The following is a 12,773-nucleotide window of genomic DNA, read 5'->3' as shown; positions in this document are numbered from 1 at the left end:
TGCCGCTCAGTCGTGCGGGACCACGGCGACGGGGCCCGGCACGTGATGCAGGGCCGCGTGTGCGACCGGCCCGAGCTTCCAGGCCAGGGGTGACGGGTGGAGCCTGCGGCCCACGACCGTGAGGCAGCCCTGCGCGGAGGCGGTCAGCAGCACCTGCGCGGCGGGGCCCGTCGCGACGTGCTTCGTGACCGGCACGTCCGGGAACTTCTCCCGCCACGGCGCGAGCACCTCGGCCAGCCGTGTGCGCTCCTCGGCCTCGAGGTCCACTTCGGAGTCGGTGACCAGCGAGGACAGGGGCAGCGCCCGGACCACCCGCAGGCGCGCTCCGTGTGTCTCGGCCGCGACGAAGGCGAACTCCAGCAGAGTCGCGGCGGCCGCTCCCAGCTCCTGCAGTCCGACCACGACCTCGTCGCGGTCCGGCGCCGCGGGATGTTCGTAGCCCGCCTCGACGGCGGGGTCGCCCGCCCGGACGGCGACGGCCGGGCACGGGGCCAGGCCCAGGACGTGCTGGCTGATGGAGCCGAGCAGGAAGCTCGCCACGGAGCCGTAGCCGCGCGACCCGAGGACGAGCATCGACGCGCTCTGACCGTGTTCCAGGAGGGCCTGGGCGGCGGGCTCCGACACCAGTTCCGTGGTCAGGGCCAGATCGCCGTACCGGTGGAGCAGCTCGGCCGCGGTCCGCTGGAGGACCTCCTCGCCGTACTGCTGCTTGGTGGGCGCCGCCTGTGCGATCGGCACGTCGAGCGGCTGGGTGCTCCAGGAGTGCAGGAGCACCACGGGCAGATGCCGTTCCGCGGCCTCGTAGGCGGCCCACCAGGCGGCAGTCACGCTCGCGGGCGAACCGTCGAGTCCCACGACGACGGGTCCGGTCATGACGCACCTCCGGTGTCGGTGCGACGGCCCGGTGCCGGACTGCCGCGCATCAGTTCCGCTTCCAGCATCCGGCCCGGGCCACAGCGCGGGCGAGGGCCGGACGGGGCGCCCCGGGGCCCGGACGGCCCTGTGCGCGATACGTGCGGCAGGGCGACGCTGGAAGCACAAGAGCGAGGCGAGGGCCGGGCCGGCCGGTGTCGCCGGGCCCTCCGGGGCCCGGCCGCCCGGGGCTGCCCTCGCCCGGTCGCACGGAACCCGGCGGGGGACCCTGCCCGGAAAGGGGAGAGCGATGAACGGCCCGGTTGTCGTGGGAGTGGACGGTTCACCGTCGAGCATGACGGCCGTGGAGGCCGCGGCGCGCGAGGCCGGGCTGCGGGGGGTCGGGCTGCGGCTCGTGCACGCCTTCGGCTGGCCGGCCGCCCATCTGCCACCCGGCGGCGCACCCTGGAACCCGACCGGCGCCGGACTGCGCGAGCTGGTCGACGGCACTCTCGCCAAGGCCGAACGGCGCGCCCGTGAGGCCGCGCCCGGGCTCGAGGTCCTGCGGGAGGTCGTCGTCGGCGACCCGGTGACCGTGCTGGAGATCGAGTCGCGCACGGCATCGCTGGCCGTGGTCGGCAGCCGGGGCCTGAGCCGCTTCGGCAGCATCCTCCTCGGCTCCACCGCCGGCCATCTGGCCGCCCACGCCGCCTGCCCGGTGATGGTGGTGCGCGGCAGGCAGAACCCGTCCGGCCCCGTCCTGCTCGCCGTCGACGGCTCACCCGCCTCCCGGGCAGCCGTCGAGTTCGCCTTCGCGCAGGCCTCCCTGCACACCACCGACCTGCTGGCGCTGCACGCCTGGAACCCCCACACCGAGCGGGCCTACGACGGCCCCGGCGACCCGCCCTTCGTGACGTACGACGAGGACCGGCTGCGCGACGAGGAGCAGCGGGTGCTCGCCGAGGCGCTCGGCGGACTGCGCGACAAGTACCCGGACGTCTCCGTGCACCGCAGGCTGGTACGCGGCCGCATCCGGGCCTCGCTCATCGAGGCCAGCGCCGACGCCGGGCTCGTCGTCGTCGGGGCCCGCGGACTGGGCGGCTTCAGGGGGCTGCTGCTCGGCTCGGTCAGCCAGGCCGTGCTGCACCACGCGCACTGCCCGGTCGTCGTCGTCCGCCCGGGCGAGGAGTGACCGTGGACGGGAGGGGGACGGCGCAGGCCGCACCGGAAACACTCGCCCCGGGCCCGCGCCCGGACGTCCACCAGCTGGCACCCGCACAGGTGGCGGCCCGGCTCGGTGTCGACCCGGCGACGGGACTGAGCACCCGGGAGGCCGCCGAACGCACGGCCACCCATGGACCGAACCGGCTGGCCGAACCGGCCCGGCGGCCCGAATGGCTCAAGTTCCTCGACCAGTTCCGCAACTGGCTCATCGGCATCCTGCTGATCGCCGCCGTGGTCGCCGGAGCCATCGGGGACATCAAGGACGCCGTGGTCATCACCGTCGTCCTGCAGATCAACGCCGTCCTCGGCTACCTCCAGGAGCGCCGCGCCGAACGCAGCCTGGAAGCGCTGCGCCGGATGCTCGTGCCCACCGCCCGGGTCCGCCGCGACGGCGTGGAACGCGTGGTCGAAGCCCACACTCTGGTCCCCGGCGACGTGGTCCTGCTGGAGGCCGGCGACCGGGTCCCCGCCGACGGCCGGCTCACCGTCGCGGAGTCGGTGGAGGTCGCCGAGGCGGCCCTCACCGGCGAGTCCCAGCCGGTCGCCAAGAGCACCGCCGCCACCGGCCCGGTACCGCTGGCCGAGCGCACCGGCATGCTGTTCATGAACACCGCTGTCACCCGGGGCCGCGCCGAGATGATCGTCACGGCCACCGGCATGCGCACCGAACTCGGCGCGATCGCGGAGGCGTTGCGCACCGGCGAGGAACCGGCCAGCCCGCTCCAGATCCAGCTCGACAGCCTCGGCCGCCGCCTCGCCCTGCTCAGCGGTGTCGCCGTCGCCGCCTACGCCCTCGTCGCCCTGATCCGCGGCGAGGCCCTGGGCGACATCGCCCTGCGGGCCGTGGCCCTCGCCGTCGCCGCGATCCCCGAGGGACTGCCCGCCGTGCTGGCGCTGACCCTGGCACTGGGCGTGTACCGCATGGCCCGCCGCGGCGCCATCGTCAAACGCCTGGCCTCCGTGGAGTCCCTCGGCTCGGCGACGGTCGTGTGCAGCGACAAGACCGGCACCCTGACCCTCAACGAGATGACCGTACGGGCCCTCTGGACCGCCGGGCAGCTCTACGACGTCACCGGCGAGGGCTACGACACCCAGGGCGCCGTCCGCGGCGCCGAGGGACGCTCCGCCCAGCTCCTCTCCGCGGTCCTGCCCTTCGCGATCTGCAACGACGCCCGCCTCACCGACGACGGCTTCGTCGGCGACCCGACCGAGGCCGCGCTGGTCGTCCTCGCCGCGAAGACCGGCATGGACGCCGACGCACTGCGGGCCGACCTGCCGCGCACCGGCGAGCTCCCCTTCGACGCGGCCACCAAGTACATGGCCACCTTCCACACCGAACCCGACGGCCGCACCCGCGTCCACGTCAAGGGCGCGGTGGACGTCCTGCTGGACCTGTGCACCGACGGGCTGGCCGAGGAGGGCGTCCGCGACCTCGACGACCGGCACCGCGCCGAGATCCTCGACGTGACCACCCGTCTGGGCGGCGCGGGACTGCGCGTCCTCGGCGCCGCCACCGCAGTGGTGGACAAACTGCCGGACCCGTCAGCGGCGCTCCCCGGTCTGACCCTGGTGTCGATCGCCGGCCTGGCCGACCCGCCCCGTCCCCAGGCCCGGGACGCGATGGCGCTGTGCCGCTCGGCGGGCGTCGCCGTGAAGATGGTCACCGGCGACCACGCCGACACCGCGCGGGCGATCGCCCGTGAACTGGACATCGAGGGCGACGTCGTGACCGGCGCCGAGCTGGACCGGATGACCGAGGAGGAGCTCTCCGCACGCGTCGACGGCATAGGGGTGTTCGCCCGGGTCGCCCCCGAGCACAAGGTCGTGATCGTGCGGGCCCTGTCGAGCCGCGGTCACATCGTCGCCATGACCGGCGACGGCGTGAACGACGCGGCGGCGCTGCGGGCCGCGCACATCGGCGTCGCGATGGGCCGCACCGGCACCGACGTGGCCAAGGAGGCCGCCGACGTGGTCCTCACCGACGACGACTTCTCCACGATCGTCCGGGCCGTCCGTGAAGGACGCGCGATCTACGACAACATCGTCAAGTTCGTCCGCTTCCAGCTGGCCACCAATGTCGGCGCGATCCTCACCCTGCTGGGTGCCTCCGTGGCGGGCCTGCCCGCCCCGCTGACGGCGGCCCAACTCCTGTGGATCAACATCATCATGGACGGCCCGCCCGCGATGGCACTGGCCGTCGACCCGGCCCGCGACGACGTGATGAAACACCCGCCGCGCGACCCGGGGGAGCGCATCCTGGACGCCCGCAGGCTCCTGGCCATCACCAGGGCGGGCGCGGTCATGGCCCTGGGCACCGTGGGCGTGCTGGCCCTGGCCCGCGACCGGGTCGGCACGGACACCGCGCTGACCATGGCGTTCACCACGTTCGTCCTGTTCCAGCTGTTCAACTCCCTCAGCGCGCGCGCGGACGACGGCCCCATCCTGGGCCGCTACCAACTCCGCAACCGGACCCTGTGGCTGTGCCTGGCCGGCGTGCTGGCCATACAGGTCGTCGCCGTCCACCTCCCGTGGGCGCGCACGGTGTTCGGCACGGTGGCACTGAGCCCGACCCAGTGGGCCCTGTGCCTGGGCACCGCGTTCACGGTACTGCTGGTCGAACTGGCCGTACGCGGAGCCCGGCGACTGGTTCAGCCGAGCGCGCGGTAGAAGGCCAGGTGGCGCTCCGGGGCCGCCTGCCGGCGCCGCCACCGCGGCCGGCCCGAACCTCTCCTTCACGACGGGAGCGCGAAGGCGCCGGCGGCGACCGGCGACCACCAGCATGTTCCCGTCGGGGAGTTGAGCGGGATTGCGACACGTGCCGGATGCCGCGCTCGCTCAGCCATGCGAGGCGCCGAGGTGCACATCCGGTCAACGGACCTCACCGAGCACCGACACGGCGCTCCCCTCCAGCGCCTGGGACGCCGTACGACGCGGCGAGGGCGCCCCTTCCGGGCCGTACCCCAGGCGGAACACCATCTGGGCGTGCGACCGCCGGTCGTCGTCGGGTGCGTTCGCCAGCCGGTCGCGCAGGTCGGGCCACTCCAGGGCCTGGTGCAGCAGCGACGCCCGGACGCCGTGCGCGGTGGCCACGAGCAGCACGCGCTGGAGGGCCTGCCCGGCCCGCAGCCAGTCCGTGCGGCGGTCGTGCGCGGTGGACAGGACGGCGACCGACGGCCGGGTCTCGAAAGCGCGGGCGGACAGGCCGGCCGGGTGGCGGTGAGCGCCGAAATCACGCATCGGGACGTGGCCGCGGTAGTCCTGCGGGCCGACGGCCGCCGGGGGCACCCCGAGCCCCGTGTGGTCCGGCTCCTGGACCCAGCGCCGGCTCTCCGCGGCCCGGTCCGGGTCGGCCGTGGTGCGGTGCTCCGCCTCCCGCGTCACCCGCAGCAGCCGGTCGGTCGCGGCGGGCCCGGGGCGGCCCAGCAGGGCACCCTCCGAGTGGGCGGCCTCGGCGAGCTCGGCCAGCACGGCGGCGGGCAGCGGCCGGTCGGAGAACGGCAGCCGGCTGCTGCGCCGGTGCCACAGGGCCTCGTACAGCCGCGGGACCGCCGACGACCGGGCGGGACCGCCCAGCCGTACCGTGGCCAGCAGGTAGGGTTCGCCGGGCCGGGGCAGCAGCCGGGTCACCGGCTCCCAGCCGAAGTGCGCCACCGCGATCCGCAGGTTCAGCAGGGCGCAGCCGACGGAGACGTGCAGCGCACGCCCCGACGGGTCGGTGTGGCGCAGGCCGCGGTCCGCGGCGGCCCGGATCTCGAGGGTGGCCGTGTCCGGGGTGAACCGGAACCGCCAGGGCTGGGTGTTGTGGATCGAGGGAGCGGCCACGGACGCGGAGACGAGGTTCTCCAGGGTCGGTCCGTCGGGAAGCGCGGTGGGCATGATGGCTCCTCCCCGCCCCGCACCGAAAGGGGCGGTGGGGCTGCACGATGACCCTGCCCAGCCTGGCCCCGCCCAGCAGCGGTCCGGCAGGGGCCGTACAGCCCAACAGACCGCCCGGACGGCCCCGTTGCGGCTCAGCGCGCCGGACGGTCGCCCGTCGGCTCGGGCTGCTCCAGGTGCGTGGCGAGCACCGCGGCCTGCACGCGCCGCTGCACGCCCAGCTTCGCCAGCAGCCGGGAGATGTGGTTCTTGACGGTCTTCTCCGACAGGTAGAGCCGCTTGCCGATCTCACGGTTGGTCAGACCGTCCCCGATCAGCGCGAGGATCTCCTTCTCCCGCGGGGACAGCCCCGCCAGCTCCGGCGCCTCGGGCGGTGCCTCGACGGGCTCGGCACGCAGCGAACGCATCAGCCGGGCCGTCGTCGCCGGGTCCAGCATCGACTGGCCCGAGGCGACGGTGCGCACCGCCGAAACCAGGTCCGAGCCCCTGATCTGCTTCAGCACATAGCCCGACGCCCCGGCCATGATCGCGTCCAGCAGGGCGTCCTCGTCGTCGAACGAGGTCAGCATCAGCACCGCCAGCTCCGGCATCCGGCTGCGCAGCTCACGGCAGACCGTGATGCCGTCGCCGTCCGGCAGCCGCACGTCGAGGACGGCGACGTGCGGACGTACGGCGGGGGCCCGGACCAGCGCGTGCTCGACGTTCTCGGCGTCGCCGACGACGGAGATGTCCGGCTCGGCGTCCAGCAGGTCGGACAGACCGCGCCGGACGACCTCGTGGTCGTCCAGCAGAAAGACCCGGATCGGGTTCTGCGCCGTGAAGGTGCGTGCCTCGGTCATGTCGACCCCTTGTTCCCCGGGAAGCGACGGACTGCGGGCCGCCTCTGCCGACGATCATGACGCGTCGGCGCCGGACGTACTAGGGCCGACCGGCCCTACTCGCGCCCGCGGCACGCCCGGGGCCCTCCGTAGGCGGGGTCGTCGGACTCAGACCTGGAACTCGACGTCCACGACTCCCTCCACCGCCCGCACCAGCCGCGCCGCCACCGGTACCAGGGACGTGTCCCGGACTCGCCCGACCAGCCGTACGACACCGTCCCGGACCTCGACCCGCACCGCCGACCCCGGCCCCGGGAAGAGGTACGCGACGACCTCCCTCCGGACCTCCTCCGCGATGTCCTCGTCGCCCCGCAGGAACACCTTCAGCAGGTCGGCCCGGCTGACGACCCCCTCGAGCCGGCCCGCCTCGTCGACAACCGGCAGCCGCTTGACCCTGGCCCGTGCCATGGTCCGCGCCGCCTGCGCGAGGGTCGCGTCGGCCCGGACGGTGAGGGCGGGGGCGGTCATCAGCTCGTCCGCGGTCACCGAACCGGCCTTCGCCAGGTCGGACAGTCGGCGCAGCTGGGTGTACCGGTCGGGGTCGCTGTCCCGGAACTCCTCCTTGGGCAGCAGATCGGCCTCGGACACGATCCCGACGACGCGCTGCCCGCCGTCCACCACGGGCAGCGCACTGACCTTGCGGTCCTGCATGGTCCGCACGATGTCCTTGAACGCGGCGTCACGACCGACGGTGGCGACGGCACGCGTCATCACGTCGCTCACGATGTGCGGGGAACCGGGCACGGTGACTCCTCGATCGGTTCGGCCTTCCGGCACGGAGGCGGTCAGCCTCGGCTGCCGCTGCCGTAGGGGGCGTACAGGTCCAGCAGCCGGGTGCGGGCCGCGTGCAGCCGGTGGGCCACGACCTCGCCCACCCAGCGGGCGATGTTCCGGCCGAACTCGGGATCCTGCCGGCACAGCTCACGTACGACCGTGGCGTCGAACTCGAACGCCCGCAGCGGCGAGGCCGCCTCGGCGCCCAGATGCCAGCTGTACGGCGGGTACAGCCAGGACCAGCCGACGAGTTCGTTGTGCCCGAGGGACTCGATGACCGCAGCCCGGCGGCCGGGCACGCGCATGTCGAGATCGACCGTGCCGGTACGGATGATCCAGAACCGGTCGGCATGACCGCCCTCGTCGAACAGCCGGGCGCCCTGCGGGAACGACACCTCCCGGGCGATCCGCAGCAGCCGCTCCCGGTGCTCGGCAGGCAGCGCCCGCGGCATGCTCGTCGTTGCGGGTGCGTTCATGGCGTGCCTCCAGCGGGACGTACGGAGCTACCACCATCAGCGTGCGCACGCGGCGCCGGCCGGGCCAGGGGCCACCCGGCCCCCGGGACCGGGCCGGCCGGCGATCCGCCGGTGCCCTTCAGGACCCTGTGCCGGCGAGCGGGGCGCCGTTCGATGGGTTCGGACACCGGCGCCGAGGACCACGCGGCCGAAAGGGGCTGAGCCATGCGTATCGTCGTCTCCCTCGGGGGCAACGCCCTGCTGCACCGGGGGGAACGCCCCGACGCGGACATCCAGCGGACGAACATCGTCCGGGTCGCCACCGCGGTCGCGGCCCTCGCCCACGAGCACGAACTCGTCGTCACCCACGGCAACGCACCCCAGCTCGACCTGCTCGCCGCCGAGAGCACCGCCGACCCCTCGCTCAACGCCCCCTACCCGCTGGACCTGCTCGGCGCCCAGACCCAGGGCGTGATCGGCACCCTCCTGGTGCGCGCCCTGCGGGACGTGCTGCCCGGGCGCCGGGTCGTCAATCTGCTCACCCACACCCAGGTACAGGCCGACGATCCGGCCTTCGGACGGCCCACCGTGCCCGTCGGACCGGCATACTCCCGCAAGCTGGCCCACTTCCTCGCCGCCAAGCACGGCTGGCACCTGGCCGAAGACGCCGAGGACAACGACGGCTGGCGGCGCCGGGTCCCCGCGCCCGCGCCCGAGCGGATCCTGGAGTCCGACACCGTCCGCGTGCTGCTCGAGATGGGGACCGTGGCGGTCTGCGCGGGCGGCGGCGGGATCCCGGTCGTCTCCGACTGGGCCACCGGCGCGCTGCGCGGCGTCGAGGCGGTCGTCGACAAGGACCTCGCCGCCGCCCTGCTCGCCGAGGAACTCAAGGCCGACTTCCTGCTCGTCCTCACCGACGTCCCGAACGTCTACGCCGGCTACGGCACCCTCGACCAGCGGGCCGTCCTCGACGTCACCCCCACCGAACTCCGCGACGCCCACTACCCCGACGCCTCGATGGGCCCCAAGGCAGAGGCAGCCGCCCGGTTCGTCGAGAACACCGGCGAACTCGCCGCGATCGGCGCCCTGGACGCGGCGTACGAGATCGTGCACGGCCGCTCAGGCACCCTCGTACGCCCTGATCTGCCGGTCGCCTGAAGGCGGTCGCCGCCCCGGGACGGTCGCCGCCCAGCGACCGTCGCGGCTCCCCGCCCGGTACGCGGCCACGGCCGTGGGCAGCGTGGAGAAGATCGGCTCCCGGCCCACCGAGTCGGCCGGATCGTGCGCCGCCAGGTCGTCCAGCAGATCCTGCTTCACCCGGGCCGACGCGAAGACGATCGCGCGCCGGGCCGGCTCGCGGCGGCCCAGGGCCCGGCTCAGCCCGCCGCCCAGGTGCCCGCGCCCGCGCAGCCGCCCGCGCCCCCCGCCCCCGAGCGCACCTCGCGTCGACCGAGTCCCGGGCGGTGATGTCCACCTCGACGTTCGCCTCCGTGTTCAGAACGAACCAGCGGACCGGGCCGCTCTGTTCGTCGACGGCGGCCAGGGCACGGCGGCGGAAGTCCTGCGGGAACAGGCGGGGAGCCGTAGCGGTGGACGAGCAACCCGGGGTTGGCGCGGGCCCGCGGACACAGTCGTCCACGTCGCGCATCCCGGCCACGCCGGCATCAGCCCCTCGACGGGGCCGGCCGGTCAGGCTCGGCCGCGAGCCTCAGCAGGGGCCCCAGCACGGTGATCCCGGCCGTCACGCGAGGGCGCCTCCGAGGCTTGCCCGCCCGGCCCCTGCGTCACGGAGCTCCACCCACCCCCTGACCTCAGGACGCACCCCGCACGCCCGCCCCCAGGCCGACCGGTCCGACAGGTCCCGTGGAAGGGGCCGTTCAGCCCCACGGCCGCCGACCTTCGGCATCCGGCGGGAGCCGTCCCGCGCCTCCAGAGTGAGTCGTGCACCCAAGGAATCCGTCCTGAAGGGATCACCATCATGGCCGTGCACGAGCACCCTCACCGGAGCCACGGGTTCCACCTGCCGTCGCTCCGCAGGAACCGGCCCGCGTCCGTCTCCGACGGCGCCGTGCCGGAGGTCGCCGCCACCACCGCCACCGCGGCCTACGCGTTCGCGACCCTGCGTCTGCTGACCGGGTTCATCTTCCTGTGGGCCTTCCTCGACAAGACCTTCGGCTTCGGCTACGCCACCCGGTCCGGCAACGGCTGGATCGACGGCGGCTCGCCGACCAAGGGCTTCCTCAGCGGAGTGGCCGCCGGGCCGATGGAGTCCACCTTCCACGACTGGGCCGGGGCGGCCTGGGCGAACTGGCTGTTCATGCTCGGCCTGCTCGGCGTCGGACTCGCGGTCACCCTCGGCATCGGGCTGCGGCTCGCGGCCGTGGCCGGCACCGCCATGATGGCGCTGATGTGGATCGCCGAGTGGCCGCCCGCCAAGCACCTCTCCGACGGGTCGCCGAGCATGTCGACCAACCCGTTCGCCGAGTACCACGTCGTCTACGCCGTCGTCCTGATCGCCCTGGCCGCCGTGTCCGCCGGCGCCACCTGGGGACTCGGCAGGGCATGGGCCCGGATCTCCTTCGTCAGTCGCAACCCCTGGCTGCGCTGACCGCGGAAGGCACGGCGGGCCCCCCGCCCCGGGGCCCGCCGCGCACGCCCGCTGGGCCGGTCGGCCCCGGCAGGGGACCTGCGGCCCCTGCACCTGACACCCACCCCGAACCGACGCTGGACACCGATCCCCGATCAGGAGGCACCACCATGGTCCGCACTGTTGTCGCAGGTCTCGACGGCTCGCCCGAAAGCCGGGCCGCGGCCGAGTGGGCGGCCCGCGAGGCGAAGCTGCGCGGCCTGCCGATGAAGATCGTCCACGTGTGGGAGCCCGTCCCGGAACCCATGGCGCAGGCCCCGCTGCTCGGCGCCGAGACGCAGCAGCACTGGAGCGAGCGGATTCCCCGCGAGGCCGCCGAGGGGATCAGGCTGCGCCACCCCGGCGTCGAGGTGACCGTGGAGCAGCGGACCGGCGGCTCCGCCGACGCCCTGACCAAGGCGGCCGAGGACGCCGAACTGCTCGTCCTCGGCTCCCGCGGGCTCAGCGGCTTCGGCGGTTTTCTGGTCGGCTCCGTCGGCCAGTCCGTCGTGGCGCACACCGAACGGCCCGTCGTCCTCGTCCGCGCCGGAGAACAGGCCGCCGACGAGCACCAGACCGACCCGGCGGGCATCCCGTCGGCCGCCACGCCCTACCGGCCCGTCGTCGTCGGCCTGGACGCGGCGAGCCCCGACGACACGGTGATCGAGTTCGCCTTCGAGGCGGCCGCCCGCCGCGGGACCGGCCTGCGCGTGATCCACGGCTGGAACCTGCCGCCGTACTACGTCTACGGCCTCTCCGCCGACCTGGAGCTGCACGACGAGATCTCCCGGCAGCAGGCCGTCGCCCTCACCGAGGCCCTGCGCCCCTGGCGCCAGAAGTACCCGAACGTCGAGGTCACCGAGGAGTCCCGGTCCGGCAGCCCGGCCTACCAGCTGGTGGACGCCGCCCGCGAGTCCTCCCTGGTCGTCGTCGGCCGCCGGATCCGCCGCAGCCCGTTCGGCGCCCACATCGGCCCCGTCACCCACGCCGTCCTGCACCACGCCACGGCCCCCGTAGCGGTCGTTGCCCACAACTGACACCTGGAACCGAGGAGTTGACCCCATGAAGGCAGCGGTCGTACGAGAGTTCGGCGCGCCCCTTGTCATCGAGGAGCGCCCCGACCCCGAGCCCGGCCCCGGACAGGTCCGTGTCCGGGTCGAGGCCTCCGGCCTGTGCCACACCGACATCCACGCCGCGCACGGCGACTGGCCGGTCAGGCCGAACCCGCCGTTCGTGCCCGGCCACGAGGGCGTCGGCCTCGTCGAGAAGCTCGGCGACGGCGTCACCCACCTGAGCATCGGCCAGCGGGTCGCCGTGCCGTGGCTCGGCAAGGCCTGCGGGCGGTGCGAGCACTGCCTGTCCGGCTGGGAGACGCTGTGCGAGCAGCAGATCAACACCGGCTACGGCTGCGACGGCGGATACGCCGAGAAGATGCTGGCCTGGGCCGACTACGCCCAGCCCGTCCCGCAGGGCGTCACCGCCGTCGAGGCCGCCCCGCTGACCTGCGCCGGCGTCACCACGTACAAGGCGCTCAAGGTCGCCGACGTCAAGCCCACCCAGCTCGTCGCGATCTCCGGAGTCGGCGGGCTCGGCCACCTGGCCGTGCAGTACGCCAAGATCGCCGGAGCCACCGTCGCCGCCATCGACGTCACCGACGAGAAGCTCGAACTCGCCGCGGAACTCGGCGCCGACTTCACCATCGACGCCCGCAAGCACGACGTCGGCGAGGTCCTCAAGCGGTACGGCGGAGCCCACGCGGCGATCGCCCTCGCCGTGAACGAGAACGCCTTCGCCGCCGTCAACTCCGGGCTGCGGCGCGGCGGCAAGCTGGTCATGGTCGCGCTGCCCGCGCACGGCACCGTGCAGGTCCCGATCTTCGACACCGTCCTCAACGGCACCTCGGTGATCGGCTCCATCGTCGGCACCCGGCAGGACCTCGCCGAGGTCTTCCAGCTGCACGCGGCCGGCCGTACCAGGGTCATCTGCGAGACCCGCCCGCTGGACTCCGTCAACGAGTCCATCGACGACGTGCTGCGCGGCCAGGTCAAGGCCCGCATCGTCTTCGACCTGGGCGCGGGGAGGTGACGA

The 12,773-nt window shown here is 74.1% G+C and carries 11 protein-coding genes and 1 pseudogene; 6 read left to right on the top strand and 6 right to left on the bottom strand.

Annotation, left to right across the window (positions count from 1 at the left end):
• Window positions 1-6: 6 nt before the first annotated feature.
• Window positions 7-873, bottom strand: a complete 867-nt coding sequence (locus AQJ91_RS28860; RefSeq protein ID WP_067027329.1) for a universal stress protein — start codon at window positions 871-873, stop codon at window positions 7-9.
• Window positions 874-1,162: 289 nt separating this feature from the next.
• Between AQJ91_RS28860 and AQJ91_RS28855 the strand changes: the two genes are divergently transcribed.
• Window positions 1,163-2,044 (top strand): universal stress protein, encoded by an 882-nt coding sequence (locus AQJ91_RS28855; protein ID WP_067027327.1) that lies wholly within the window; start codon window positions 1,163-1,165, stop codon window positions 2,042-2,044.
• Window positions 2,045-2,046: 2 nt separating this feature from the next.
• Window positions 2,047-4,743: a cation-translocating P-type ATPase gene (locus tag AQJ91_RS28850; protein ID WP_107122562.1), complete on the top strand. Its 2,697-nt coding sequence runs from the start codon at window positions 2,047-2,049 to the stop codon at window positions 4,741-4,743.
• 201 nt (window positions 4,744-4,944) lie between these two features.
• Here the strand turns inward: AQJ91_RS28850 and AQJ91_RS28845 are convergent, their stop codons facing one another.
• The 4 genes from AQJ91_RS28845 to AQJ91_RS28830 form a co-directional block, all read right to left on the bottom strand.
• The gene (locus AQJ91_RS28845) at window positions 4,945-5,952 is read right to left on the bottom strand and encodes an Acg family FMN-binding oxidoreductase (protein ID WP_067027325.1); all 1,008 of its coding nucleotides are present in this window, start codon (window positions 5,950-5,952) and stop codon (window positions 4,945-4,947) included.
• A gap of 134 nt (window positions 5,953-6,086) precedes the next feature.
• Window positions 6,087-6,791 (bottom strand): response regulator, encoded by a 705-nt coding sequence (locus tag AQJ91_RS28840; RefSeq protein WP_067027323.1) that lies wholly within the window; start codon window positions 6,789-6,791, stop codon window positions 6,087-6,089.
• A 147-nt stretch (window positions 6,792-6,938) separates the two neighbouring features.
• The gene (locus AQJ91_RS28835) at window positions 6,939-7,574 is read right to left on the bottom strand and encodes a CBS domain-containing protein (protein ID WP_067027321.1); all 636 of its coding nucleotides are present in this window, start codon (window positions 7,572-7,574) and stop codon (window positions 6,939-6,941) included.
• A 41-nt stretch (window positions 7,575-7,615) separates the two neighbouring features.
• Window positions 7,616-8,080 carry a Crp/Fnr family transcriptional regulator gene (locus AQJ91_RS28830; RefSeq protein WP_067027319.1) on the bottom strand — a complete coding sequence of 155 codons (465 nt, stop codon included), beginning with the start codon at window positions 8,078-8,080 and terminating at the stop codon, window positions 7,616-7,618.
• 204 nt (window positions 8,081-8,284) lie between these two features.
• On the opposite strand from AQJ91_RS28830, the gene AQJ91_RS28825 reads away from it, so the two are divergent.
• Complete coding sequence (locus AQJ91_RS28825; protein ID WP_067027317.1) at window positions 8,285-9,217, top strand: carbamate kinase; 933 nt, start codon at window positions 8,285-8,287, stop codon at window positions 9,215-9,217.
• Here the strand turns inward: AQJ91_RS28825 and AQJ91_RS54615 are convergent.
• A pseudogene (locus tag AQJ91_RS54615) lies at window positions 9,179-9,731 on the bottom strand (hypothetical protein); the annotation flags it as partial. The gene AQJ91_RS28825 and the pseudogene AQJ91_RS54615 sit on opposite strands and share 39 nt — an antisense overlap.
• A 306-nt stretch (window positions 9,732-10,037) precedes the next feature.
• Between AQJ91_RS54615 and AQJ91_RS28815 the strand changes: the two are divergent.
• From AQJ91_RS28815 to AQJ91_RS28805, 3 genes are all read left to right on the top strand, one after another.
• Window positions 10,038-10,667 (top strand): DoxX family protein, encoded by a 630-nt coding sequence (locus AQJ91_RS28815; protein WP_067027313.1) that lies wholly within the window; start codon window positions 10,038-10,040, stop codon window positions 10,665-10,667.
• Between the two features lie 149 nt (window positions 10,668-10,816).
• Window positions 10,817-11,722 (top strand): universal stress protein, encoded by a 906-nt coding sequence (locus AQJ91_RS28810; protein WP_067027311.1) that lies wholly within the window; start codon window positions 10,817-10,819, stop codon window positions 11,720-11,722.
• Window positions 11,723-11,747: 25 nt separating this feature from the next.
• Window positions 11,748-12,770 carry a zinc-dependent alcohol dehydrogenase gene (locus AQJ91_RS28805; protein WP_067027309.1) on the top strand — a complete coding sequence of 341 codons (1,023 nt, stop codon included), beginning with the start codon at window positions 11,748-11,750 and terminating at the stop codon, window positions 12,768-12,770.
• The last annotated feature ends 3 nt before the right edge of the window (window positions 12,771-12,773 follow it).

The organism is Streptomyces dysideae (assembly GCF_001514305.1).
GTDB lineage: Bacteria > Actinomycetota > Actinomycetes > Streptomycetales > Streptomycetaceae > Streptomyces > Streptomyces dysideae.
Note: the sequence above shows the minus strand (reverse complement) of the source record. Positions and strands in the feature narration are given on the sequence as shown.

What these genes read in the sequence shown, in the direction of transcription:
- AQJ91_RS28860 (WP_067027329.1), bottom strand. Translation starts at nt 873, where the DNA reads ATGACCGGACCCGTCGTCGTGGGACTCGACGGTTCGCCCGCGAGCGTG.
- AQJ91_RS28845 (WP_067027325.1), bottom strand. Translation starts at nt 5,952, where the DNA reads ATGCCCACCGCGCTTCCCGACGGACCGACCCTGGAGAACCTCGTCTCC.
- AQJ91_RS28840 (WP_067027323.1), bottom strand. Translation starts at nt 6,791, where the DNA reads ATGACCGAGGCACGCACCTTCACGGCGCAGAACCCGATCCGGGTCTTT.
- AQJ91_RS28805 (WP_067027309.1), top strand. Translation starts at nt 11,748, where the DNA reads ATGAAGGCAGCGGTCGTACGAGAGTTCGGCGCGCCCCTTGTCATCGAG.
- AQJ91_RS28825 (WP_067027317.1), top strand. Translation starts at nt 8,285, where the DNA reads ATGCGTATCGTCGTCTCCCTCGGGGGCAACGCCCTGCTGCACCGGGGG.
- AQJ91_RS28855 (WP_067027327.1), top strand. Translation starts at nt 1,163, where the DNA reads ATGAACGGCCCGGTTGTCGTGGGAGTGGACGGTTCACCGTCGAGCATG.
- AQJ91_RS28830 (WP_067027319.1), bottom strand. Translation starts at nt 8,080, where the DNA reads ATGAACGCACCCGCAACGACGAGCATGCCGCGGGCGCTGCCTGCCGAG.
- AQJ91_RS28810 (WP_067027311.1), top strand. Translation starts at nt 10,817, where the DNA reads ATGGTCCGCACTGTTGTCGCAGGTCTCGACGGCTCGCCCGAAAGCCGG.
- AQJ91_RS28815 (WP_067027313.1), top strand. Translation starts at nt 10,038, where the DNA reads ATGGCCGTGCACGAGCACCCTCACCGGAGCCACGGGTTCCACCTGCCG.